Origin of the sequence: Winslowiella toletana (assembly GCF_032164335.1) — a bacterium.
GTDB lineage: Bacteria > Pseudomonadota > Gammaproteobacteria > Enterobacterales > Enterobacteriaceae > Erwinia > Erwinia toletana_A.
Map to the genome: position 1 here is coordinate 1,753,494 of NZ_CP134152.1, position 26,203 is coordinate 1,779,696.

Annotated in this window: 19 protein-coding genes; 17 read left to right on the forward strand and 2 right to left on the reverse strand. The window is 53.9% G+C overall.

Annotation, left to right across the window (positions count from 1 at the left end; all coding sequences use genetic code 11):
- Positions 1-44: 44 nt before the first annotated feature.
- Positions 45-1,802 carry a 30S ribosomal protein S12 methylthiotransferase accessory factor YcaO gene (ycaO, locus tag RIN69_RS08250; protein ID WP_313856753.1) on the reverse strand — a complete coding sequence of 586 codons (1,758 nt, stop codon included), beginning with the start codon at positions 1,800-1,802 and terminating at the stop codon, positions 45-47.
- Between the two features lie 342 nt (positions 1,803-2,144).
- Between ycaO and serC the strand changes: the two genes are divergently transcribed.
- The 11 genes from serC to kdsB all read left to right on the forward strand — a co-directional run bounded on the left by serC (position 2,145) and on the right by kdsB (position 15,221).
- A complete protein-coding gene (gene serC / locus RIN69_RS08255; protein ID WP_313856754.1) occupies positions 2,145-3,230 on the forward strand; it encodes a 3-phosphoserine/phosphohydroxythreonine transaminase in 1,086 nt (361 codons plus the stop codon).
- 102 nt (positions 3,231-3,332) lie between these two features.
- Positions 3,333-4,616, forward strand: coding sequence for a 3-phosphoshikimate 1-carboxyvinyltransferase (aroA, locus tag RIN69_RS08260; RefSeq protein ID WP_313857651.1), 1,284 nt, complete (start codon positions 3,333-3,335; stop codon positions 4,614-4,616).
- 212 nt (positions 4,617-4,828) lie between these two features.
- Positions 4,829-5,518, forward strand: coding sequence for a (d)CMP kinase (cmk, locus tag RIN69_RS08265; protein ID WP_052896534.1), 690 nt, complete (start codon positions 4,829-4,831; stop codon positions 5,516-5,518).
- A 126-nt stretch (positions 5,519-5,644) separates the two neighbouring features.
- Positions 5,645-7,318 carry a 30S ribosomal protein S1 gene (rpsA, locus tag RIN69_RS08270; protein ID WP_313856755.1) on the forward strand — a complete coding sequence of 558 codons (1,674 nt, stop codon included), beginning with the start codon at positions 5,645-5,647 and terminating at the stop codon, positions 7,316-7,318.
- Between the two features lie 88 nt (positions 7,319-7,406).
- Positions 7,407-7,691, forward strand: coding sequence for an integration host factor subunit beta (ihfB, locus tag RIN69_RS08275; protein WP_173633613.1), 285 nt, complete (start codon positions 7,407-7,409; stop codon positions 7,689-7,691).
- Positions 7,692-7,903: 212 nt separating this feature from the next.
- A complete protein-coding gene (locus RIN69_RS08280; RefSeq protein ID WP_313856758.1) occupies positions 7,904-10,162 on the forward strand; it encodes a ComEC family protein in 2,259 nt (752 codons plus the stop codon).
- Between the two features lie 36 nt (positions 10,163-10,198).
- On the forward strand, positions 10,199-11,947 hold the full coding sequence (gene msbA / locus RIN69_RS08285) for a lipid A ABC transporter ATP-binding protein/permease MsbA (RefSeq protein WP_313856759.1): 1,749 nt from the start codon (positions 10,199-10,201) through the stop codon (positions 11,945-11,947).
- Complete coding sequence (lpxK, locus tag RIN69_RS08290) at positions 11,944-12,921, forward strand: tetraacyldisaccharide 4'-kinase (protein ID WP_313856760.1); 978 nt, start codon at positions 11,944-11,946, stop codon at positions 12,919-12,921. The genes msbA and lpxK overlap by 4 nt, the downstream gene beginning before the upstream one ends.
- Before the next feature lie 63 nt (positions 12,922-12,984).
- A complete protein-coding gene (locus RIN69_RS08295) occupies positions 12,985-14,196 on the forward strand; it encodes a winged helix-turn-helix domain-containing protein (protein WP_313856762.1) in 1,212 nt (403 codons plus the stop codon).
- Positions 14,197-14,295: 99 nt separating this feature from the next.
- Complete coding sequence (locus RIN69_RS08300; protein WP_313856763.1) at positions 14,296-14,478, forward strand: Trm112 family protein; 183 nt, start codon at positions 14,296-14,298, stop codon at positions 14,476-14,478.
- The gene (kdsB, locus tag RIN69_RS08305; protein WP_313856765.1) at positions 14,475-15,221 is read left to right on the forward strand and encodes a 3-deoxy-manno-octulosonate cytidylyltransferase; all 747 of its coding nucleotides are present in this window, start codon (positions 14,475-14,477) and stop codon (positions 15,219-15,221) included. The genes RIN69_RS08300 and kdsB overlap by 4 nt, the downstream gene beginning before the upstream one ends.
- A gap of 88 nt (positions 15,222-15,309) precedes the next feature.
- Here kdsB and elyC read toward each other — a convergent pair whose 3' ends face one another.
- Positions 15,310-16,086, reverse strand: coding sequence for an envelope biogenesis factor ElyC (elyC, locus tag RIN69_RS08310; protein WP_313856767.1), 777 nt, complete (start codon positions 16,084-16,086; stop codon positions 15,310-15,312).
- A gap of 126 nt (positions 16,087-16,212) precedes the next feature.
- Between elyC and cmoM the strand changes: the two genes are divergently transcribed.
- The 6 genes from cmoM (at position 16,213) to RIN69_RS08340 (ending at position 26,177) form a co-directional block, all read left to right on the forward strand.
- Positions 16,213-16,998 carry a tRNA uridine 5-oxyacetic acid(34) methyltransferase CmoM gene (gene cmoM, locus RIN69_RS08315; protein WP_313856768.1) on the forward strand — a complete coding sequence of 262 codons (786 nt, stop codon included), beginning with the start codon at positions 16,213-16,215 and terminating at the stop codon, positions 16,996-16,998.
- Positions 16,995-18,317 carry a chromosome partition protein MukF gene (gene mukF, locus RIN69_RS08320; protein WP_313856769.1) on the forward strand — a complete coding sequence of 441 codons (1,323 nt, stop codon included), beginning with the start codon at positions 16,995-16,997 and terminating at the stop codon, positions 18,315-18,317. The genes cmoM and mukF overlap by 4 nt, the downstream gene beginning before the upstream one ends.
- Entirely contained in the window at positions 18,298-19,029 is a 732-nt protein-coding gene (mukE, locus tag RIN69_RS08325) for a chromosome partition protein MukE (protein ID WP_313856770.1), read from the forward strand. Before mukF ends, mukE begins: the two co-directional genes overlap by 20 nt.
- The gene (gene mukB / locus RIN69_RS08330) at positions 19,026-23,513 is read left to right on the forward strand and encodes a chromosome partition protein MukB (protein WP_313856771.1); all 4,488 of its coding nucleotides are present in this window, start codon (positions 19,026-19,028) and stop codon (positions 23,511-23,513) included. Before mukE ends, mukB begins: the two co-directional genes overlap by 4 nt.
- A 152-nt stretch (positions 23,514-23,665) precedes the next feature.
- Entirely contained in the window at positions 23,666-25,441 is a 1,776-nt protein-coding gene (ldtD, locus tag RIN69_RS08335) for a L,D-transpeptidase (RefSeq protein WP_313856772.1), read from the forward strand.
- Positions 25,442-25,628: 187 nt separating this feature from the next.
- Complete coding sequence (locus RIN69_RS08340) at positions 25,629-26,177, forward strand: YcbK family protein (protein ID WP_313856773.1); 549 nt, start codon at positions 25,629-25,631, stop codon at positions 26,175-26,177.
- Positions 26,178-26,203: the final 26 nt, after the last annotated feature.

Consider the following 26,203-nt stretch of genomic DNA (forward strand, 5'->3'; position numbering starts at 1 on the left):
GCTATTTCATACGATGCTGAAATCGCAGAAATAGCCCGTCAATATTATTTCCAGTACTGGCGTTTAGCGCGCTGTAATTTCTCGTACGCTGCCAGTAAAGACTGGTGTGCCGGGAAAGCGACTAAATCGCTGTCTACCGCTTGCAGGCCGTAGAACGGCGCTTCGCCGCTCAGTGCTGCTGAAGCCGCTTCTACCGCAGCGCTGCCGTACATACGGACAAAAGCGTTGTGGTACTGCAACGGATCGCGCTCGTCTTCCTGCGATAACAGCAGCAGGGTTTGCAGGCAGCGATAGTAGTTGGCGCGTTCCGGGCTAAAGATCGAGCTGTTGAACTCCATGGTCCACTCAGTCCAGATCAGTGCCTGCTCCAGATCGCCACCCGCCAGCGCCAGCATGGCTTTCAGCTCGCCAATGCGCAGGGTGTACCAGCCGTTATCTTTACCGGTTGCCATACCCAGCAGCTCACGCACACGGGTAAAATCATCATGGCCTTCTTCGTCCAGCTGGGCGATCAGCGCAAGATAATCCTCTTTCTGCCATTCGCTTGCTGGCAGTGACAGCAGCGTTTCACGCAGATAAGTGCCCATGCTGTTATTTGCCAGCAGCAGATCTTCCGCCGGATAGATATCCGACATGCCCGGTACGATGATACGGCAGGCGTAAACGTCGAGATGCTGGTAGTCGGCGATATAGACTTCTTTATCTTCCGCCTTGAAGATTGCCATCAGGGTGGCAAACTCTTCTTCAGTGGTGCCGCTGAAGCTCCAGTCAACAAACGGATAATCGGCATCATCTTTAAACATATCCCAGGAGATCAGGCCGCTGGAATCGATAAAGTGGGTTTCGAGGTTGGCATGCTCGGCCACTTCTTCATCATCGAAGGTGGGCGGAGTGAACACGTCGAGATCTTTCAGGCCGCGGCCCTGTAACAGCTCGGTAACGGTACGCTCAAGTGCGACGCCAAAATCAGGATGCGCGCCGAAAGAGGCGAAGCAGGTGCCATTGGCCGGGTTAAACAACACCACGCAGATTACCGGGTATTTGCCGCCCAGTGATGCATCGTAAGAAAGGATCGGGAAACCTTCAGCTTCCAGGCGTGCGATGGCTTCAACCACGCCAGGATAACGGTTCAACACCTCGGCCGGAATTTCTGGCAGGCTGATAGATTCAGCAATAATACGGTTTTTAATGTAGCGCTCGAACACTTCTGACAGGCCCTGCACGCGCGCTTCATTGGCGGTGTTACCGGCAGACATGCCGTTCGACACATACAGGTTGCCGATGATGTTCATCGGAATATAGACGGTCTGGTTATCTGACTGACGGCTGAACGGCAGGGCGCAGATGCCGCGATCGGCATTGCCGGACTGCAGATCGATCAGGTCGCTGGCGCTCAGTTCGTTTTCCGGATCGTAGAATTTACGCAGGCGGTCATCAAGCATGCCTTGCGGTAAGCTCTCATCTTCGGTCAGCGGGAACCATTTCTCGTTAGGGTAGTGAACAAAATCACCGTTGGCGATAGAGTCGCCTAACCAGAAGTCGGCGAAGAAATAGTTGGTTGAGAGACGCTCGAAATACTCACCCAGCGCGGAGGCCAGCGCGGCCTTTTTGCTCGCGCCTTTACCATTGGTAAAACAGAGTGGGCAATCGCGGTCACGAATGTGAACTGACCAGACGTTAGGAACAGGATTCAGCCAGGACGCTTCTTCAATATTGAAGCCCAGATCCTGCAGTTTTTGCTGAAAACGTGCGATGGAATCTTCCAGCGCGGCGTCTTTGCCAGGGATATAAGTTTGAGTCATTTTGCCCACTATTATTGATTGTGCGTATAGCGCGCAATGATACGGGTTTTGCGGGCTAATCGCTATCAGAGGGCAATAATTTCCTGCGGTATGCTGTATGAGGCGTCGGCGCGGGCAATTACCGCTTATCCGCGAGATTTCAGCAAGCCCCGCTGCTGGGGGAGTGTTCCCGCCGCCGGTTTCGAACAAAATATCGCGGTTATTTGCAATTACCCTACAAGCTGTTGCCGCGCTGCGGGTAAAAACGTGATCCAGCCCGGATAAATGATTGCAGCATCAGGGGCGCAGTGATAAAACCGATAGCAGATTCATAACCGATAGATCTGACAGTGGTGAGGGGAAATGACTCAGGTTTTTAATTTTAGCTCCGGACCGGCAATGCTGCCGGTAGAAGTGCTTCGTCGTGCAGAACAGGAATTGTGTAACTGGCAAGGTTTAGGCACCTCCGTAATGGAGATTAGCCATCGCAGTAAAGAGTTTATTCAGGTCGCAGAAGAGGCAGAACAGGATCTGCGCGATCTGATGAAAATCCCCTCCAACTATAAAGTTTTATTCTGCCACGGTGGCGCACGCGCACAATTTGCGGCGGTGCCGTTAAATCTGCTGGGGCAGGCAAAAACCGCCGATTATGTTGACGGTGGCTATTGGGCGCAGAGCGCGATCAAAGAAGCGGTGAAATATTGCACGCCTAATGTGATTGACGCCAAAACCACGGTTGACGGCTTAACCGCAATCACCCCAATGAGCAGCTGGGCGCTCAGCGATGATGCTGCCTATGTACACTACTGCCCGAATGAGACCATTGACGGCATCGCCATCAATGAACAGCCGGACTTTGGCAACAAAGTGGTGGTAGCCGATCTCTCCTCAACCATTCTCTCTCATCCGATTGATGTCAGCCGCTACGGCGTGATTTATGCCGGAGCACAGAAGAACATCGGTCCTGCTGGCATCACGCTGGTGATCGTGCGTGAGGATCTGCTGGGTCAGGCGCGTAAAGAGCTGCCTTCTATTCTCGATTATAAAGTGCTGGCTGATAACGAATCGATGTTTAACACGCCGCCAACTTTTGCCTGGTATCTCTCTGGTCTGGTATTTAAATGGCTGAAAGAGCAGGGTGGCGTGAGCGAAATCGATAAACGCAATCAGGCGAAAGCTGACCTGCTGTACGGCGTGATCGATAACAGTGATTTTTATCGCAATGGCGTGGCGCTGGCGAACCGTTCCCGCATGAACGTTCCCTTCCAGCTGGCGGATGCCAATCTGGATAAACTGTTCCTGGAGGAGTCGTTTGCTGCCGGTCTGCATGCACTGAAAGGTCATCGGGTGGTTGGCGGCATGCGTGCTTCCATCTACAATGCGATGCCGCTGGAAGGGGTGAAAACCCTGACCGACTTTATGGTGGACTTCGAGCGTCGTCACGGTTAATGACCTGCGTGAGTTCGGATCACGATTAATGAGTAAATACTGAAACCTCGCCCCGTCGCGAGGTTTCATTGCAATTGTTTTTTGGAGAATAAGTTTCGCATGCTGGAATCCCTGACGTTACAACCCATCGCACGCGTCGACGGCACCGTTAATTTACCGGGCTCAAAAAGCGTTTCTAACCGCGCTCTGCTGCTGGCTGCACTGGCAAATGGCACCACGCGTCTGACCAATCTGCTGGACAGCGATGACGTCAAACATATGCTCAATGCATTAACCGCGCTGGGTGTGACTTATACGCTTTCTGCCGACCGTACCGTGTGTGAAGTTGTCGGTTGTGCCGGACCGCTGCATGCGGATAACGCGCTGGAACTGTTTCTCGGTAACGCAGGTACCGCGATGCGCCCTTTAGCCGCGGCACTTTGCCTCGGCAGCAATGACATTGTGCTGACCGGCGAACCGCGAATGAAAGAGCGCCCAATCGGTCATCTGGTTGACGCATTACGTCAGGGCGGCGCGCAGATTGACTATCTGGAGCAGCAGGATTATCCACCGGTGCATATCAAAGGCGGTTTTGTCGGCGGTGAAGTTGCCGTTGATGGCAGCGTCTCCAGTCAGTTTCTGACCGCTCTGCTGATGACCGCGCCGCTGGCACCGCAAGATACGCAGATTGTCATTAAAGGCGAGCTGGTTTCTAAGCCTTACATTGATATCACGCTGAATCTGATGAAAACCTTTGGCGTGGTAGTGGAAAACGATCAATACAAAACGTTCCATATTCGCGGCAAGCAGCAGTACCAGGCTCCGGGTGATTATCTGGTTGAAGGTGATGCGTCTTCCGCCTCTTATTTCCTCGCGGCCGCTGCGGTAAAAGGCGGCACCGTGCGCGTGACCGGAATTGGCCGTAACAGCGTACAGGGCGATATTCGTTTTGCGGATGTGCTGGAAAAAATGGGCGCAATCGTGGAATGGGGCGATGATTATATTGCCTGTAGCCGTGGCGAACTCAATGCCATCGATCTCGATATGAATCATATTCCGGATGCGGCGATGACTATTGCCACCGCGGCGCTGTTCGCCAAAGGCACCACCGTGCTGCGCAATATCTACAACTGGCGGGTGAAAGAGACCGATCGCCTGGCGGCAATGGCGACAGAACTGCGTAAAGTCGGCGCGGAAGTGGAGGAGGGGCATGACTATATTCGCATCACGCCGCCGGACACCATTCAGTATGCTGAAATCGGCACCTATAACGATCATCGTATGGCGATGTGTTTCTCGCTGGTGGCGCTCTCATCCACTCCGGTGACCATTCTCGATCCAAAATGCACCGCGAAAACCTTCCCCGACTACTTTGAGCAACTGGCACGCATCAGCCAGCTGGCTTAATCCGGTCCGCCCGTCGCAACACGCCGCGACGGGCGGCGTTTTTCTCTCCATCTTGCCACTGCTGTCTTCACACCTTGCCATCAGCCTGTTGATTATTTTTCCTGGGTCTATGCTTAGGGGTAACGATCGCGACTATTGCAGCGTATAATGCGCGGCGATATTTGTCTGACGTGCAGGCAGTCACGGAAAATTTCCAGCAACAGGAGAGAAAGATGACGGCAACAGCCCCGGTTATCACCATTGATGGGCCAAGTGGTGCGGGTAAAGGCACGCTGTGTAAAGCAATGGCAGAAGCCTTGCAATGGCATCTGTTGGATTCAGGCGCAATTTACCGCGTTTTAGCGCTTGCTGCTCTGCATCATCAAGTGGATATCGAGTCTGAAGAAGCGCTGGTTCCGATTGCCGCCCATCTGGACGTGCGATTTGTGTCGACCAACGGCGAACTGGAAGTGATTCTGGAAGGCGAGGATGTCTCCGCCGAGATTCGAACGCAGGATGTCAGTAACACCGCATCAAAAGTCGCCGCATTTCCGCGCGTGCGTGAGGCGCTGCTGCGCCGCCAGCGGGCATTCCGAGAAGCGCCGGGCTTAATTGCCGATGGCCGCGACATGGGAACCGTGGTATTTGTTGATGCGCCAGTAAAAATCTTTCTTGATGCCAGTTCTGAAGAGCGTGCGCACCGCCGTATGCTACAGTTGCAGGAGAAAGGCTTTAGTGTTAACTTTGAACGCCTTTTATCTGAGATAAAAGAGCGCGATGATCGCGATCGTAATCGGGCAATAGCGCCTTTGGTCCCTGCTAAAGATGCTCTGGTACTGGATTCAACCAGTATGACCATTGAGCAGGTGATTGAAAAAGCGTTACACTATGCCCGGGAAAAGCTCGCATTGCCGAATAATTAATTCGGTAAGTCACGCGCAGATGAATTCCTTAACCCTGTGATATGGACGTCATGGGGCATGTGAAACAACCCCATCCGGCAGGAAGTCAGGTGGACGTTAAATTGAAGAATCCTGAAGATTATCAATATGACTGAATCTTTTGCTCAACTCTTTGAAGAGTCCCTGAAAGAAATCGAAACCCGTCCGGGTTCCATCGTTCGTGGTATCGTTGTCTCTATCGACAAAGATATCGTTCTGGTTGATGCGGGTCTGAAATCTGAATCTGCAATTCCTGCAGAGCAGTTCAAAAACGCAGCCGGCGAACTGGAAATCCAGGTTGGTGACGAAGTTGACGTTGCTCTGGATGCAGTAGAAGACGGCTTCGGTGAAACCCTGCTGTCCCGTGAAAAAGCTAAACGTCATGAAGCTTGGATCACGCTGGAAAAAGCTTACGAAAACGCTGAAACTGTTACCGGTGTTATTAACGGCAAAGTCAAGGGCGGCTTCACTGTTGAGCTGAACGGTATTCGTGCGTTCCTGCCAGGTTCACTGGTAGATGTGCGTCCAGTGCGTGATACTCTGCACCTGGAAGGCAAAGAGCTTGAATTCAAAGTAATCAAGCTGGATCAGAAACGTAACAACGTGGTTGTTTCACGTCGTGCGGTTATCGAATCCGAGAACAGCGCAGAGCGCGATCAGCTGCTGGAAAACCTGCAGGAAGGCATGGAAGTTAAAGGTATCGTTAAGAACCTCACTGACTACGGTGCATTCGTTGATCTGGGCGGCGTTGACGGCCTGCTGCACATCACTGACATGGCATGGAAACGCGTTAAGCATCCAAGCGAAATCGTCAATGTTGGCGATGAAATCAATGTCAAAGTACTGAAATTCGACCGCGAGCGTACCCGTGTATCACTGGGTCTGAAGCAGCTGGGCGAAGATCCATGGGTTGCTATCGCTAAACGTTACCCAGAAGGCACCAAGCTGACTGGTCGCGTGACCAACCTGACTGACTACGGCTGCTTCGTTGAGATCGAAGAAGGCGTTGAAGGTCTGGTTCACGTTTCAGAAATGGACTGGACCAACAAAAACATCCACCCATCCAAAGTTGTTAACGTTGGTGATGTTGTGGAAGTTATGGTTCTGGATATCGACGAAGAACGTCGTCGTATCTCCCTGGGTCTGAAGCAGTGCAAATCTAACCCATGGCAGCAATTCGCAGAAACCCACAACAAGGGCGACCGTGTTGAAGGTAAAATCAAGTCAATCACTGACTTCGGTATCTTCATCGGCCTGGACGGCGGCATCGACGGCCTGGTTCACCTGTCTGACATCTCCTGGAACGCTACCGGAGAAGAAGCAGTTCGTGAATACAAGAAAGGCGACGAAATCGCAGCTGTGGTTCTGCAAGTTGACGCAGAGCGCGAGCGTATCTCCCTGGGCGTTAAGCAGCTGGCAGAAGATCCGTTCAACAACTACATCTCTCTGAACAAGAAAGGTGCAATTGTTAACGGTAAAGTGACTGCAGTTGACGCTAAAGGTGCTACAGTTGAATTAGCAGACGGCGTTGAAGGCTACCTGCGTGCTTCTGAAGCTTCACGTGACCGCGTTGAAGATGCAACTCTGGTTCTGAATGTTGGCGACGATGTTGAAGCTAAATTCACCGGTGTTGATCGTAAAAACCGCGTTGTTAGCCTGTCTGTTCGTGCGAAAGACGAAGCTGACGAGAAAGATGCTATTGCTACTGTTAACAACAAACAGGAAGAAAGCAACTTCTCCAGCGCTATGGCTGAAGCGTTCAAAGCTGCTAAAGGCGAGTAATCGACCTGACTGTCCGGGTGGCGTAAGTCGCCCGGACTCAGTAGTAAGCTGTCAAAACCTTTTCCATTAGGGATTAACCGGAGGATTTATGACCAAGTCAGAACTGATTGAAAGACTTGCAGGCCAGCAGACTCATATTCCGGCGAAAGTCGTTGAGGATGCGGTTAAAGAGATGCTTGAGCATATGGCCACAACGTTGGCTGAAGGCGAACGCATCGAAATCCGGGGATTCGGCAGCTTTTCTTTGCACTACCGTGCACCTCGCACTGGCCGTAACCCGAAAACGGGTGACAAAGTGGATCTGGAAGGTAAATACGTTCCCCACTTCAAACCAGGCAAAGAGCTGCGCGATCGCGCAAATATCTACGGTTAAGCAGCCGCGTAGCGGATACGATAAAACGACACCTCAGGGTGTCGTTTTTTTTTGCCTGTTGCTCGCGTTTGCGTGCAACCTCACAGCGTTTTGTCGTCTGATGTCACGCTGAATGATTTCCTGGAAGCCACTTTCCGCTATCACCCGATCACGGCTGCATTGCCGAGTCACTTCCGTCAAACTCCTGGCTCACCGCACAAGGAATGACGACAGTGAAATCCCTTACTCAGCTCTCCTGGATGATTATCTGCGCGACCCTGCCACTTTGTTGGCTACCGGAGCTGCCGCACAATAATTATCTGTGGCTGGCTGGCATCCTCGCTCTGCTGATGCTGCTCAGCCGCTGGCGAACGGCACGAGTAGTGGCAACCGGGCTGCTGCTGTTTGTCTGGTGCTGTAGTATCGCTCGCCAGACGGTGGATCAGCTGGAGCAGCTTAGCGCGACGCCTGTCGAGGTCAGGGTTAAAATCGACAGTCTGATGAACGGCGGAGAACGGCTGAAAGTGCGCCTGCTTTCAGTTGACCAGCGGCCACTGTTTCCACCGGTATATGCGATTATTACTCCGCCTCAGCAGGCTGAACCTGCCTGCGTTGGTCAGCACTGGCAGATGACCCTGAATTTGAGGCCGGTTCACGCCCGTCTGAATCAGGGGGAATATGACCGGCAACGCCAGGCGCTGGCCAGTCAGACGCTTTTCACCGGCCGCGCGAGCGCTGCCCGGCTGTTGCAGCGCGAATGCAGCTGGCGACAAAAAATTATCGACAGTGCTAAGTCGCATTATCAGCATCTTCGCTGGCAAAGCGTGATGACTGCGCTGGCTTTTGGCGAGCGTGGGGAGATGACTGGCGACATAACCCAGCTATTGCGTGAAACCGGCACTGCACATCTGATGGCGATTTCGGGAATGCATATCGGGCTGGCGGCGATGTCCGGCTGGCTGCTGGCGCGTGGTCTGCAATTTTTTCTGCCCGCGCATTTAATCGGCTACCGGATGCCCCTGGCCGTCAGCCTGCTGGTGGCGCTGCTTTATACCTGGCTGTCGGGCGCTAACCCTCCGGCGGTCAGAGCGATGCTGGCACTGGCGTTGTGGTGTGGCCTGCGGCTGGCCGGGCTGCGCTGTAGCGGCTGGCAGGTGTGGAGCCTCTGCATCGGATTGATTCTGTTTTTTGACCCGTTAACCATCCTCTCCGACAGTTTCTGGCTATCAGCGCTGGCGGTGGCGGCTTTGCTGCTCTGGTATCAGTGGTTTCCACTGCCAGCCCGGTTTATGCGTGATAAACGCTGGTTATTGTTGCAGCTGCTTCATTTGCAGCTGGGAATGATGCTGCTGTTGATGCCGGTTCAGGGGTTTATTTTTCATGGCGTCAGCCTGAGCGCGTTAATCGCTAATGTGATAGCGGTACCGATTGTTTCGTTGATCAGCGTGCCGTTAATTTTGTTCAGTATGCTGACATCATTCAGTAGCTGGAGCTCGCTGAGTTGGTGGCTGGTGGATCGTTCACTGGCGCTGGTTATCAATAGCTTACAGTTATTGCCCTCGGGCTGGTTAATGCTGAGTGAATCACAGGCACTCTGCAGCCTGCTGTGCTGGCTGGGATTAGTGATTTGGCGATTTGGCTGGTGGCACGCTTCTCCGGTTAGCATTGTCAGCTTGCTGCTGGCGCTACTCTGCTGGCGACAGAGCCTTCCGCAACCGGACTGGCGTATTGATATGCTGGACGTCGGGCATGGCCTGGCGGTGGTGATATCCCGACAGGGGAAGGCGGTCATCTATGATACCGGCAATCGCTGGCCTGGCGGCGATGCGGGTGAGCGGATCATTGCGCCCTGGCTGCGCTGGCAGGGAATTGAGCCACAGCAGATTATCCTGAGCCATATTCATCTGGATCATACCGGCGGTACTGCCAGCCTGTTACGCGCCTGGCCACAGCTGACGGTGCGAAGCGCGCTGGGCCAGGCTGACCACTTGCCCTGTTACGCTGGCGAGCAATGGCAGTGGCAACACCTCAATTTCCAGGTGTTGTGGCCGGAACAAGGCAATCAGCGTGGCCAGAATGATGATTCCTGCGTGTTGCTGATTGATGATGGCAGGCACCGTATACTGCTGACGGGCGATCTTGAAGCGGCTGGTGAAAGAGCGCTGGTTGCCCGCTATAAAACCGCATTACAGGCCGATATTATTCAGGTGCCACACCATGGCAGCCGCACATCTTCTGGTGCGTTGTTATTACGTAATGTTAAAGGCACGGCGGCACTGGCATCGGTCGCGCGTTTTAATGCCTGGCGTTTACCCTCGGCAGAAATTATTCAGCGCTATCAGGATAATGGCTATCAATGGCATGACACCGCGCTCTCCGGGCAGTTGAGTGTGCAATTTATCAACGAAAATTGGCAGGTCAAAGGGTTAAGAGAGCAAATAATGCCCCGTTGGTATCATCAGTGGTTTGGCGTCCCCAGGGAATCCAGGTAGAATGAGCGGCTACTTAAGTCTAAAGCTGGTTATATAATGCATCTGGATAAAGATCTCTCGACATGGCAGACATTCCGTCGCCTCTGGCCGATGATCGCGCCGCACAAAGCAGGTTTGATAGTGGCAGCGATTGCACTGATCGTTAACGCGGCTGGCGATACCTTAATGTTGTCACTGCTGAAACCTTTACTCGATGATGGTTTTGGTAAATCAGATAGCTCGGTTCTGCTTTGGATGCCACTGGCCGTGATTGGCCTGATGCTGATGCGCGGTATTTCTGGATTTGTTTCCAGCTACTGCATCTCATGGGTGTCCGGTAACGTAGTGATGAATATGCGTCGTCGCCTGTTCAGTCATATGATGGGGATGCCGGTATCGTTCTTTGACCAACAATCGACCGGCACTTTGCTGTCGCGCATTACCTACGACTCAGAGCAGGTTGCCTCATCCTCTTCCAGCGCACTGGTTACCGTCGTGCGTGAAGGGGCATCGATTATTGGCCTGTTTATCATGATGTTCTACTACAGCTGGCAGCTGTCGCTGATTCTGATTGTGCTGGCACCGATTGTCTCGTTTGCGATTCGTCAGGTTTCCAAACGATTCCGTAATATCAGCAAGAATATGCAGAACACCATGGGTGAAGTGACCACCAGCGCTGAGCAGATGCTGAAAGGGCATAAAGAAGTGCTGATCTTTGGTGGTCAGGAAATCGAAAGCAATCGCTTTGCAGCAGTCAGCAACAAAATGCGCCAGCACGGTATGAAGCTGGTTTCTGCGTCATCGATTTCCGATCCTATCATTCAGTTGATCGCTTCAATGGCGCTGGCGTTTGTGCTGTATGCAGCCAGCTTCCCAAGCGTCATGGAAACCTTAACTGCCGGTACCATCACCGTGGTGTTCTCCTCAATGGTCGCGCTGATGCGCCCACTGAAGTCACTGACCAACGTTAATGCGCAGTTCCAGCGCGGCATGGCGGCCTGTCAGACGCTGTTCTCTATCCTCGACAGCGAGCAGGAAGTGGATTCTGGTAAGCGTCAGATTGAACGCGCTAAAGGTGATATCGAATTCCGTGACGTTACCTTTACCTATCCGGGACGCGAAAACCCGGCGTTACACAACATCAATTTAACCATTCCAGCCGGTAAAACCGTGGCTCTGGTAGGGCGGTCGGGTTCGGGTAAATCGACCATCGCCAGCCTGCTGACGCGTTTTTATGATATTCAGCAGGGCGAAATCCTGATGGATGACCACGATCTGCGCGAATATACCCTGAGTTCGTTGCGTAATCAGGTTGGGCTGGTGTCGCAAAACGTTCATCTGTTTAACGATACTATCGCCAATAATATCGCCTATGCGCGCAGCGAAGAGTACAGTCGTGAACAGATTGAGCAAGCGGCGATTATGGCGCATGCGATGGACTTTATCGGCAAAATGGAAAACGGCCTGGATACGGTGATTGGTGAAAATGGCGTGCTGCTTTCGGGTGGTCAGCGTCAGCGTATTGCCATCGCCCGTGCCTTACTGCGCGACAGCCCGATTCTGATCCTCGATGAAGCAACTTCGGCACTGGATACCGAGTCGGAGCGTGCGATTCAGTCAGCGCTGGATGAGCTGCAGAAAAATCGTACCTCACTGGTGATTGCCCACCGCCTGTCGACCATTGAAAAAGCCGATGAGATTGTGGTGGTGGAAGATGGGCGCATTGTTGAGCGCGGCTCACATGAGCAGTTACTGAGTGAGAGAGGCGCCTACGCCCAGTTGCATAAGATGCAGTTTGGTCAATGATTGAGCGCATCTGGAGCGGACGTTCGCCACTCTGGCTGCTGCTGCTGCCATTCAGCTGGCTATATGGGCTGATCAGCAATGGTATCCGTCTGAGCTATCAGCTTGGCTGGCGCAAAGTGTGGCGTGCGTCTGTCCCGGTGGTGGTGGTCGGTAATCTGACCGCCGGCGGCAATGGTAAAACGCCGGTGGTGATCTGGCTGGTGGAGGCGCTGCAACGTCAGGGCTTGCGCGTCGGCGTGGTATCACGTGGCTATGGCGGTAAGGCGGAACGCTATCCGTTGCTGCTGGATGCCGCGACAACCACGGCGCAAGCCGGTGATGAGCCGGTGTTAATTTATCAGCGCACTCAGGCGCCGGTGGCGGTTTCACCGGTGCGCCGTGAGGCGGTGCAGGCGCTGCAGTCAGGCGGTAATATTGATGTGATCGTCACCGACGATGGCCTGCAGCATTATGCGCTGGCGCGCGATTTTGAAATTGTGGTGGTGGATGGCGAGCGTCGCTTTGGTAACGGCTGGTGGTTACCGGCCGGGCCGATGCGTGAACGTGCCGGACGTCTTAACAGTGTCGATGCGGTGATCGTGAATGGCGGCAGCGCCAGTGGTAATGAAATTGCTATGCAGCTGCAACCGGGCGCGGCAATTAACCTGAAAACCGGCCAGGCGCAACCGCTGTCAGCGTTTGACCAGGTGGTGGCCATGGCCGGTATTGGCCATCCCCCGCGCTTCTTCAATACGCTGGCGCAGCAGGGAGTAATGCCGATCCGACAGCTGGCTTTTGCTGACCATCAGGCGTACAGCGAAGCTGAATTACGTGCGCTGACCACCGGCAGTCAGGCTCTGATTATGACGGAAAAAGATGCGGTAAAATGCCGTCAGTTTGCTCAGGATAACTGGTGGTATCTGCCGGTGGATGCACAGCTTAGCGCGGCGCCCGCTGCGGAACTGATTAATAAAATTGCCTCGCTCTGTCAGTAATAACGCTTAGCGGCGAGTGATTAGCCGCTAAACTTAAGGCATCTGATGATTCAGGATGCCAGAATGTCCGAAACTGAACTCTCGCTTAATACTGCCCGAAAGCTGCATCTGGCAGCGCAGAATCTGCTGAAACCTCCGCCGCGCAAGGCGTTATATGATGACGTGGCGGCGGCAATCCGCCATATGTCACTGCTGCAAATCGATACTATTCATGTGGTCGCGCGCAGTCCTTACCTGGTGCTGTTTAGTCGGCTGGGCGCTTTTCCACCTGAGTGGCTGGAGATGACGCTGGCCGAAGGCAAGCTGTTCGAATACTGGGCGCATGAAGCCTGTTTTATCCCCGTCGAAGATTACAAATTACTGCGCCACCGTATGCTGGCACCGGCCAATATGGGCTGGAAATATAACGCTGGCTGGGTAGAACAGCATCAGCAGGACATTCAACAGTTGATGCGGCATATTGAGCAGCATGGCCCGGTACGTTCGGCAGACTTCAGCGCGTCACCGGCCCAGAAACCCGGCTGGTGGTCATGGAAACCGCATAAGCGCCATCTGGAAAATCTGTTTACCGCTGGTGAAGTGATGGTAACTGAGCGCCGCAACTTTCAGCGTGTATACGATCTTCGGCGGCGAGTGTTGCCAGAGTGGGATGATGATTTGCATAGGCTCAGCGAGCCAGACGCGGTGCAACAAATGGTGCAAAACAGCATGCGGAGCCTCGGTATTTTCCGTGCTGAATGGCTGGCGGATTATTACCGACTGAAACGTGTGCCGGTGAAGCCGCTGTTATCGCAGGCGCTGGAGCGTGGTGAAGTGGTGGCAGTTAAGGTGGAAAAGCTCGGCATCATGTACTTACATCGCGGCTTGCTGCCGCTGCTGGAGCAGCCGTTACTGGCAACCGCCAGCGCGTTGTTATCGCCATTTGATCCGGTGGTCTGGGATCGTCGTCGCGCACTGGAACTGTTTAACTTCGATTATCGTCTTGAGTGTTATACGCCGGAAGCCAGGCGTAAATTTGGCTATTTTGTGTTACCGATTTTACATCGCGGCGCGTTAAAAGGGCGGCTGGACGCCAAAATGCTGCGCAAACAGCAGATACTGCAAATTAAAGCCATATGGCTGGAAGCGGGAGTTAAGGTTAATGCGAGTCTGGTGCGCGATTTGACCCGAACCCTGAACGACTTTGCCCGCTGGCAAGGGGCAGAGCAGGTGATCGTTGACCATGCACCTGCCGAACTCAGCAACTGCTGGGGACACGGCTGGCGATGTCTATAGCGACTTTACGCTGGAACCCGAAGACGGACAATAACTGCTGTCCAGTCGGCTGTGATATGCTTGGATTCCTGATGAAATTGGGTCCATTACGGAGGAACCATGGATCACCGTCTACTCGAAATTGTGGCTTGCCCAGTCTGTAACGGCAAACTCTACTATAACAAAGAACAGCAAGAGCTAATCTGTAAGCCGGATGGTCTGGCCTTCCCGGTACGCGACGGCATTCCGGTGCTGCTGGAAGTCGAAGCGCGCACCATGACGCTGGAAGAGACTAATCCATGAGTTTTGTGGCCATTATACCGGCACGTTTTGCATCGACACGTTTACCGGGTAAACCGTTGGTGGATATTCACGGTAAACCGATGGTAATCCATGTGATGGAGCGGGCGCTGGAATCGGGTGCCGATCGCGTTATCGTTGCCACCGATCATCCCGATGTCGCTGCGGCGGTGCAAGCTGCCGGCGGCGAAGTCTGTATGACGCGTGCCGACCATCAGTCCGGAACCGAACGCCTGGCGGAAGTCATCGATCATTATCAGTTTGCTGATGATACGGTGATCGTTAACGTGCAGGGGGATGAACCGTTAATTCCACCGGTGATTATTCGCCAGGTTGCGGATAACCTGACGCGCTCATCCGCCGGTATGGCGACGCTGGCGGTGCCGATTGACAGCGCCGAAGAAGCGTTTAATCCCAATGCGGTGAAGGTAGTCAGGGATGCGCAGGGCCACGCACTGTATTTCTCTCGTGCGCCGATTCCCTGGGATCGCGAGCAGTTTGCCAAATCGCGTGACACCATCGGTGATACTTTCCTGCGCCATATCGGCCTTTACGCCTATCGCGCCGGTTTTATCCGCCGTTACGTTACCTGGCAGCCGAGCCAGCTGGAGCAAATTGAGCTGTTAGAGCAGCTCAGGGTGCTGTGGTATGGCGAGAAGATCCACGTTGATGTGGCGCAAGCCATTCCCAGCGTTGGCGTTGATACAGCCGAAGATTTACAGCGGGTCCGCGAGGCGATGCAGTAACCTCTTTAGTGGGGCGGCGTTCTCCCGCCGCCCTGGTCAAAACCCTACCTCTTGCCTGCCGGCAGATCGAAGCCGAAAAGTTATCCTGCTACTCCGCAGGTTGAATCTTATCGGCTTTCAGCCACTGCCACACCAGCCCCAACGACTCATACCAGGCGCGATCGCTGTGGCTCAGGTATAGCGGGGAAGGCAGCACTTTTTCCCACCAGTTTAAGGGAGAATCAATTGCCATCTGATTCGCCGGAGCGGCAATCGGCTTCAGCCCTTGCGCATGAAAAAAGTTCATCGCCCGGCGCATATGGTTGGCCGAAGTCACCAGCAGAAACGGCTGGTCGCCAATGGCCCGCTTCACTTCCCGTGCTTCCTCTTCGGTATCGACTGGCTTATTCAGCGTAATGATCGCCTCATCCGGCACGCCTAAGGTCTTTGCCACTCGCGCCCCAGCTTCGGCAGTACTGACAGGATTACCCTGTGCGGCGTAACCGGTAAAAATCATTTTCGATCCCGGATTGTCGCGCCACTGGCGCACTCCTTCAACCAGCCGTGGCAAACTGTTGTTGATCAGATTGGAGCCGGGTGCCCAGTGCGGATTCCAGGTGTAGCCTCCGCCTAACACCACCACATAAGCCACTTTCTGGCCGCCATTCCACGTCGGATAGCGATCTTCAAGCGGTTTCAGCAGGCGATCGGCTACCGGTTGCAGGCTGATTAACAGCAGGATTAACCAGCCAGAAGAGAGTATAATTTTGCCGGTTTTCTGCCAGCGGCCGAACCAGAGCAGAAAAATGCCGATTGCCATCACGGCAAGCAGCAAAGGCAGGGGCAGCAGCAGGCCACCGACGACTTTTTTAGCGGTAAAAAGCATTAAAACGGACTCCTTTTGTCCGAAAAAACATCATCCAGGAGCGAAGCGATGAGTGAAAGGTTCATTCTCTGCCAGTGTATGCCAAAATAGTCGTTTCTATTACGGCAGAATCCGTGGAGCCGAGCTATGCAGGATCGCAACTTTGATGATATCGCTGAGAAATTCTCACAAAACATTTACGGTACCACCAAAGGGCGTATCCGTCAGGCCATCTTGTGGCAGGAGCTTGAGGCGTTATTAACCACGCTGCCAGCGCGCCCGCTTTCGGTTCTGGATGCCGGCGGTGGCGAAGGGCAAACCGGTTGTGGCCTTGCAGCACGCGGACATCAGGTGCTGCTGTGCGATCTCTCCGGCGAAATGTTACAGCGTGCACGAGCTCATGCCGAAGAAAAAGGTGTGAGCGATAACATGCAATTTAAACAAATTAGCGCCCAGCAGGTTGGCCAACATTTGGATAAGCCGGTTGATCTGGTATTGTTTCACGCTGTGCTGGAGTGGGTGGCAGAGCCACAAGAGGTTCTGTCGGCACTGTATGATACGCTGGCACCGGGTGGCGTACTGTCACTGATGTTTTACAATCTGCATGGCCTCACCATGCGCACGCTGACGCTCGGCAACTTTGGCTATCTGCAGGCCGATTTGCGCAAGCGCAAAAGGAAAACGTTATCACCTGATTATCCGCGCGATCCCGAGAGGGTTTATGACTGGCTACAGCAGCTCGGTTTTGTGATTGAGCAGCGGGCGGGAATCCGCGTTTTCCACGACTATATGCGCGATAAAGAGAAGCAGGTTGAAAGATTCGAGGAAGTGCTGGCAATGGAGCAACGTTATTGTCGGCAAGAACCATTTTTAAGTTTGGGGCGTTATATCCACGTCACAGCGCGGAAACCCATTCAGAAGGACGAACTATGAGTGAATTTTCCCAGACTGTACCGGAACTGGTTGCCTGGGCGCGAAAAAATGATTTTTCCGTCTCATTACCGACCGAACGTCTGGCATTTTTGCTGGCCATTGCCACCCTAAACGGCGAGCGCATGGATGGCGAAATGAGTGAAGGCGAACTGATCGACGCTTTTCGCCATGTCAGCAAGGCCTTCGAACAAACCAATGAAACCGTGCTGGTGCGCGCCAATAACGCCATCAATGATATGGTGCGTCAGCGCCTGCTCAATCGTTTTACCAGCGAAATTTCCGAAGGCAATGCAATCTACCGCCTGACGCCGCTGGCGATCGGCATTACCGACTACTATATACGCCAGCGCGAATTCTCCACCTTACGCCTGTCGATGCAGCTGTCAATTGTCGCGCAGGAGCTGAAGCGCGCGGCAGATGCAGCGGATGAAGATGGCGACGAATTCCACTGGCATCGTAACGTTTTCGCTCCGCTAAAATATTCCGTAGCGGAAATTTTCGACAGTATCGATATGACGCAGCGCATCATGGATGAACAGCAGCAGGCGGTGAAAGACGATATCGCACAGCTGCTTAACCAGGACTGGCGTGCGGCGATCTCCAGCTGTGAACTGCTGCTGTCAGAAACCTCCGGCACGTTGCGTGAATTGCAGGATACGCTGGAAGCGGCGGGCGATAAGCTCCAGGCTAACCTGCTGCGTATTCAGGATGCCACCATGAGCAGCCCGGATCTCGGCTTTGTTGATAAGCTGGTATTTGACCTGCAAAACAAACTCGATCGTATTATCAGCTGGGGCCAGCAGGCGATTGACCTGTGGATTGGCTATGACCGCCATGTGCATAAATTTATTCGTACCGCCATCGATATGGATAAAAACCGGGTGTTTGCCCAGCGTTTGCGCCAGTCGGTGCAGAACTATTTTGACGCGCCATGGGCGCTGACCCACGCCAATGCCGATCGTCTGTATGATATGCGTGACGAAGAGTTGACGCTGCGCAGCGAAGAAGTGACCGGCGAGCTGCCTTCTGAGCTGGAATATGAAGAATTTAATGAAATTCGTGAGCAGCTTGCAGCGATGATTGAAGAAGCGCTGCAGATTTACAAAACGCAGCAAAAACCGCTCAACTTAGGTACGGTAATGCGCGATTATCTGGCGCAATATCCACGGGCTCGTCATTTCGACGTGGCGCGTATTGTTGTCGATCAGGCCGTGCGTTTAGGCGTGGCCGAAGCAGATTTCTCAGGTTTGTCAGCAGAATGGCAGGCTATTAATGATTACGGAGCCAAGGTGCAGGCACATGTCATCAACAAATATTGAACAAGTGATGCCGGTTAAGCTGGCCCAGGCCCTGGCTAACCCGATTTTCCCGGCGCTGGATAGCCAGTTACGTGCAGGGCGCCATATCGGCATTGAAGAGCTGGATAATCACGCTTTCCTGATGGATTATCAGGAGTTTCTGGAAGAGTTTTATGCGCGCTATAACGTCGAGTTAATCCGTGCGCCAGAAGGTTTCTTCTATTTGCGTCCGCGTTCCACCACCTTAATCCCACGTTCGGTACTGTCCGAGCTGGATATGATGGTCGGGAAGATTCTCTGCTATCTCTATCTCAGCCCGGAACGCCTGGCGAACGAAGGTATTTTTACTCAGCAGGAGCTGTATGACGAGCTGCTGAGCCTTGCCGACGAAAATAAATTGCTGAAGCTGGTCAACCAGCGCTCCACCGGTTCCGATCTCGATCGGCAGAAACTACAGGAAAAAACCCGTGCCTCATTAAATCGCCTGCGCCGTCTTGGCATGGTGTGGTTTATGGGTAACGACAGCACTAAGTTTCGTATCAACGAATCCGTATTCCGCTTTGGCGCCGATGTGCGCAGCGGTGACGATCCGCGCGAGGCGCAGCTGCGAATGATTCGTGACGGTGAAGCGATGCCGATCGAAACCGGTACGGCGCAAACTGATGAAGCCGATGAAAACGAAAACGAGACAGACGGCACTACGTCAGACAATGCGGAGGATGAACAGGCATGATTGAACGCGGAAAATTTCGCTCGCTGACGCTGATTAACTGGAACGGCTTCTTTGCACGAACCTTCGATCTCGACGAGCTGGTCACGACGCTGTCGGGCGGCAACGGTGCGGGCAAATCAACCACCATGGCGGCATTTATTACGGCTCTGATCCCCGATCTGACCCTGCTGCACTTCCGTAACACCACCGAAGCTGGCGCAACCTCAGGCTCGCGCGATAAAGGTCTGCACGGCAAGCTGCGCGCGGGCGTCTGTTATTCGACGCTGGACGTGGTCAACTCGCGCCATCAGCGCGTGATCGTCGGCGTGCGTCTGCAACAGGTTGCCGGTCGCGATAAAAAGGTCGATATCAAGCCATTCAGTATTCATGGCCTGCCATCGTCGATGAACCCGACGGAAATTCTGACCGAAACGCTGAACGAGCGTCAGGCGCGTGTACTGCCGCTGAACGAACTCAAAGATCGCCTTGAAGCGATTGAAGGCGTCCAGTTTAAGCAGTTTAACTCGATCATTGATTATCACTCGCTGATGTTCGATCTGGGCATCGTGGCGCGTCGTTTACGCTCGGCGGGCGATCGCAGTAAATATTATCGTCTGATTGAGGCCTCACTGTACGGCGGTATCTCCAGCGCGATTACTCGTTCACTGCGCGACTATCTGTTGCCGGAAAACAGCGGCGTGCGTAAAGCCTTCCAGGATATGGAAGCAGCGCTGCGTGAAAACCGCATGACGCTGGAAGCGATTCGCGTCACGCAGTCCGATCGCGATCTGTTTAAGCACTTGATCTCTGAAGCCACTAACTACGTGGCGGCAGACTATATGCGCCATGCTAACGAACGCCGTATCCATCTTGATGGCGCATTGCTGCTGCGTAACGATCTGTTCAGCAGCCGTAAACAGCTGGGCACCGAGCAGTATCGCCATATCGAAATGGCGCGCGAGCTGGCTGAGCATAACGGTGCAGAAAGCGATCTGGAAACGGATTATCAGGGTGCCAGCGATCACCTTAATCTGGTGCAAACCGCGATGCGTCAGCAGGAAAAAATCGAGCGCTATGAAGCCGATCTCGATGAGCTGACTTATCGTCTGGAAGAGCAAAATGAGGTGGTTGCGGAAGCGCGTGAGGTGCAGGAAGAGAATGAAGCCCGTGCTGAAGCCGCTGAACTGGAAGTTGATGAGCTGAAAAGTCAGCTGGCCGATTATCAGCAGGCGCTTGATGTGCAGCAAACCCGTGCCATCCAGTATCAGCAGGCATTGCAGGCGTTGCAACGTGCACAGGAAATCTGTCGCCTGCCTGAGCTTTCGGTCGACAATGCTGAAGAGTGGCTGGAAACCTTCCAGGCGAAAGAGCAGGAAGCGACTGACAAGCTGTTAATGCTGGAACAGAAAATGAGCGTGGCGGCTGCCGCGCACAGCCAGTTTGAGCAGGCTTTCGAGCTGGTCAATAAAATTTCCGGACCGGTAAGCCGCAGCGAAGCCTGGCAAACGGGCCGTGAATTGCTGCGTGATGCGGCAAACCAGCGCCATCATGCAGAGCAACTGCAATCACTGCGCCTGCGTCTGAGCGAGATGGAGCAGCGCCTGCGTGAACAGCAGGATGCCGAACGCTTGCTGAATGAGTTCTGCAAGCGTCAGGGGCAGCAGTACGATGCCCACGAGCTGGAGTCACTGCAGCGCGAGCTGGAAGCGCAGATCGAGCAGCTGTCGCAGAGCGTTTCCGACGCCGGTGAAAGCCGCATGTTAATGCGTCAGGAGCTGGATCAACTGCGTGAACGCATCAACAATCTGACCGCCCGTGCACCGCACTGGCTGGCAGCGCAGGAGATTCTGACCCAGCTCAGCGAGCAGACCGGTCAGACGCTGGAAAACAGCCAGCAGGTCACCGAGTTTATGCAACAGCTGCTGGAGCGTGAACGCGAAACCACCGTGGAGCGCGATGAAGTTGCCGCGCGTAAACGGGATATCGAGAAACAGATCGAAAGGCTGAGCCAGCCTGGCGGTGCAGAAGATGCGCGCCTGAATAATCTTGCTGAGCGTTTCGGTGGGGTACTGCTGTCGGAAATTTATGACGACGTCACGCTCGATGATGCGCCTTACTTCTCGGCGCTGTATGGTCCGTCGCGTCATGCTATCGTGGTGCCGGATCTGTCGCTGGTGCGTGAGCAACTGGATGGACTGGAAGAGTGCCCGGAAGATCTCTACCTGATCGAAGGGGATCCGCAGTCATTTGATGACAGCGTATTCAGCGTTGAAGAGCTGGAAAAAGCCGTTGTGGTGAAGGTTGCCGAGCGCCAGTGGCGTTACTCGCGCTTCCCGAAAGTCCCTCTGTTTGGCCGTGCAGCGCGTGAAAATCAGCTGGAACTGCTGCATGCCGAGCGTGAGCAGCTGGCGGAAAAGTACGCCACGCTTTCATTTGACGTGCAGAAAACTCAGCGTCTGCATCAGTCGTTCAGCCGCTTTATCGGCAGTCACCTCGCGGTGGCTTTTGAGGCCGATCCGGAAGCGCAGATTCGCCAGATGAACGGTCGCCGCATGGAAATAGAGCGCGCGCTGAACAGCCATGAAAATGAGAACCAGCAGCAGCGTCAGCAATATGAACTGGCGAAAGAGGGGGTGGCACAGCTTAACCGCCTGCTGCCACGCGTGACTCTGCTGACGGATGAAACACTGCAGGACCGCTGTGAAGAGATTCGTGAGCGTCTGGATGAAGCGCATGAAGCCTCGCGCTTTATCCAGCAGCATGGCAACAGCCTGACGCGGCTGGAGCCGATTGTCTCGGTGTTGCAGAGCGATCCGGAACAGCACGAACAGCTGAAAGCTGATTATCAACAGGCGCAGCAAATTCAGCGCGATGCGCGCCAGCAGGCCTTTGCTCTGACCGAAGTGACGCAGCGTCGCGCCCACTTTGGCTATGTTGATTCTGCCGGCATGCTGACCGGCAACAGCGATCTAAATGAGAAACTGCGCCAGCGTCTGGAGCATGCGGAGTCTGAACGTGCGCGTGCGCGCGATCAGCTGCGCCAGCATCAGGCGCAGCTGACTCAGTATTCACAGCTGTTAGCCTCGCTGAAAAGCTCTTTCGATGCCAAGCGTGACATGCTGAAAGAGCTGCATCAGGAGATGCAGGATATCGGCGTACAGGCTGATGCCAGTGCCGAAGAACGTGCGCGTATTCGCCGTGATGAGCTGTACAGCGCGTTAAGTAATAACCGTGCCCGCCGTAATCAGCTGGAGAAACAGCTGACCTTTTGCGAAGCGGAAATGGATGCGTTGCAGAAGAAGCTGCGCCGTCTGGAGCGCGACTATCATCAGAATCGTGAGCAGGTGGTGTCGGCGAAAGCCGGATGGTGTGCGGTGATGCGCATGGTAAAAGACAACGGCGTCGAGCGCCGCCTGCATCGCCGCGAACTGGCGTATCTGGGTGGCGACGAGCTGCGTTCAATGTCGGATAAGGCGTTGGGTGCGCTGCGTCTGGCGGTGGCCGATAACGAGCATCTGCGTGACGTGCTGCGCCTGTCGGAAGATCCAAAGCGACCGGAACGTAAAATCCAGTTCTTTATCGCGGTTTACCAGCATCTGCGCGAGCGTATCCGTCAGGATATTATTCGTACTGACGATCCGGTGGAAGCGATCGAGCAGATGGAAATCGAACTGAACCGCCTGACGGAAGAGTTGACCGCGCGTGAGCAAATGCTGGCGATCAGTTCGCGTAGCGTGTCGAATATTATTCGCAAGACCATTCAGCGTGAGCAGAATCGTATTCGTCAGCTGAACCAGGGTTTGCAGGCCGTCAGTTTTGGTCAGGTTCGCAGCGTGCGCCTTAATGTTAACGTGCGCGAGGCGCATTCCACGCTGCTGAATGTGTTGTCAGAGCAGCACGAGCAGCATCAGGATCTGTTTAACAGCAATCGCCTGACCTTCTCTGAAGCGCTGGCGAAACTTTACCAGCGCCTGAATCCGCACATTGATATGGGGCAACGGACGCCGCAGACCATCGGTGAAGAGCTGCTCGACTACCGTAACTATCTGGAGATGGAAGTCGAAGTTAACCGTGGCTCAGACGGCTGGCTGCGTGCAGAAAGTGGCGCGTTGTCAACGGGTGAAGCGATCGGTACCGGCATGTCGATTCTGGTGATGGTGGTGCAGAGCTGGGAAGAGGAGTCGCGTCGTCTGCGCGGCAAAGATATTTCTCCTTGCCGCTTGCTGTTCCTTGATGAGGCAGCGCGTCTGGATGCTAAATCGATCGCCACGCTGTTTGAATTATGTGATCGCCTCGAGATGCAGCTGATTATTGCCGCGCCGGAGAACATCAGCCCGGAAAAAGGCACTACCTATAAGCTGGTGCGTAAAGTGTTCCAGAACACTGAACACGTGCATGTGGTCGGCCTGCGTGGCTTCTCGGCTGAGCCGTCTCCAACCAGTCATTCGCTGACGAACGGTGAGGCTGCTCAAGCCGATACTGAAAAATCTCGGGCGCAAATATAGTAAAAAATTTGCTGTCGGATTAATCTGGTAATGGCATTTGCCCTCGGACGGGCAAATGCCGTTTTAGTTTCTATACTTATAACAACAATTAATAGCCTGGCGGGTAAACATTTTGCCTGTTGCAGCTCAACAGAATTCACAGGGGGCAAAGGATGTTGCTGGCAAATAGAGTTAATTTAAAAAAAGCGACCTTAGGGTGTTGTATCGTGCTTTGCCTTGCCCAGGTGTACAGTGCTGCAGCCGCGATAAACTCCCCACTGCCGGCCTCTTCGGCCAGCAGTATCATGACCGCCGCGCAGAGCCAGTCGCAGATCCTCGCGGCGCTTCCTCATTCCACTAAACCTTTCTATCTCGGATCGCTGGCATCGCTGTATGCGGCGCGTGATATGCAGCCGCTGTGGCAAGATCGCGAGGCGGTACAGCAGTTTCAACAGCAGCTGGCTGAAGTGGCGATTTCGGGCGTTCAGCCACAGTTCACACAGTGGATTCAACAGCTAACCGATCCTGAAGTTACCGGGCTGGCCCGGGATATCGTGTTGTCTGACGCAATGCTGGGCTATTTGCAGTTTGTCTCCAGCGTGCCGGTTCAGGGCGAGACATGGTTATACAGTAATGTGCCGTATAAAATGACGCTGCCGCCGGTTTCAGTCATCAATCAGTGGCAAACAGCCGCTAATGCGGGCGCACTGAAAACTTTTGTGGTGTCGCTGGCTCCTCAGCATCCGCAATATACGCGCATGCATCAGGCGCTAAAAACCCTGCTGGCGGATAATCGTCCGTGGCCGCAACTGAGCGATAAACAGACCCTGCGGCCGGGGCAAATCAGTCAGGATGTTCCGGCACTACGCGAGATTTTACAGCGCACCGGGATGCTGAGCGATGTCGCTGTCGCACCTCAGCCGGCTGATCAGGCTGCAGTTGCCGTGAGTCCATCGGCAACCAGCGTCGCCGATTTGCCAGTGAATACCCCGGAACAGAGCAGCAATATTCTGCCGCAGGCCATCAGCAGCACCTCGGCCAATATTTATACCCCGGAGCTGGTGGAAGGGCTGAAGCGCTTCCAGCAGTGGCAGGGATTAGCGTCTGACGGCGCGATTGGTCCACGCACGCGTGACTGGTTAAACGTCTCGCCGCAGCTGCGTGCTTCGTTGCTGGCACTGAATATTCAACGCCTGCGACTGCTGCCGGATGATATGCATAACGGCATCATGGTGAATATTCCAAACTACTCATTGGTTTACTATTCTGAAGGGAATGAAATTCTTTCATCCCGGGTGATTGTGGGTCGTCCGGATCGTAAAACGCCGTTGATGCGCAGCGCCCTGAATAATGTGGTGTTAAATCCGCCATGGAATGTGCCAACCTCGCTGGTGCGCCAGGATATTATTCCGAAGGTAAAACGCGACCCATCCTACCTTTATAAGCACGGTTACACGCTGTTATCCGGCTGGAGCAATGATGCAGAGGTTATCGATCCCTCCATGATTGACTGGAGTATGGTATCCGCCGCTTCGTTCCCTTACCGCTTACGACAGGCTCCAGGCAGCAGTAACTCGCTGGGTCGCTATAAATTCAATATGCCAAGCTCAGATGCCATCTATCTGCACGATACGCCTAACCATGGCTTGTTTCAGAAAGATATCCGTGCGCTGAGTTCGGGCTGCGTACGGGTGAACAAGGCATCTGATTTAGCCAATTTGCTGTTGCAGGACGCCGGCTGGAACGACAGCCGTATCTCCAGCACCCTGAAAGAGGGCAATACGCGCTTTGTTTCTATTCGCCACCGTATCCCGGTTAACCTCTATTATCTGACTGCCTGGGTGGCCGATGACGGTCAGCCGCAGTTTCGTACAGATATTTACAATTATGATGCCACTGCACGCTCAGGCTCACAGGCGCTGGCGCGTGCCGGACAGCTATTACTCTAATAGTTGAAAATTCAGTAACAAACAGAGCCGGGCAACGTCCCGGCTTTTTAATCCCTGCGCGTTGAGGATCCGACACTGACCGCAGTTTACTGGCTGGTGGGTTGACGGATGGCTACACGGCGGTTATGGTTCGGCTTTGTGTGGTTTTTGCCCGTTTTCGGTCTTTACTTTCAGGTATCAGCATTTCATGGATAAATTCGATTCTCAACGCCGTCGGTTACTGGCAATAGGTGGAGCAGCCTGTGGATTGGCGCTATTGCCCGGTCAGGCATTTGCTACGCTTTCTACCCCTCGTCCTCGCGTTCTTACCCTCAGTAATCTTCATACCGGTGAAACCCTTAAAACTGAGTTTTTTAACGGCAAAAGCTATGACAAAGATGAGCTATCGCGTCTGAATCACTTTTTCCGTGATTATCGGGCGAACAAGGTCAAAAGCATCGATCCCAAACTTTTCGATCAGCTTTTTCGTCTGCAGGCGATGCTGGAAACCCGTAAACCGGTGCAGCTGATTTCCGGTTATCGTTCGCTGGCGACCAATAATGACCTGCGTTCGCACAGCAAAGGGGTGGCGAAACACAGTTACCACACGCTGGGTCAGGCGATGGATTTCCATATTGAAGGCGTTTCTCTCAGCAATGTACGCAAAGCAGCATTAAAAATGCGCGCAGGTGGTGTAGGATATTACCCCCGCAGTGACTTTGTTCACATTGATACCGGGCCGGTAAGAACCTGGTAATTAAGAGAAATTCCGGCAACCCTGTG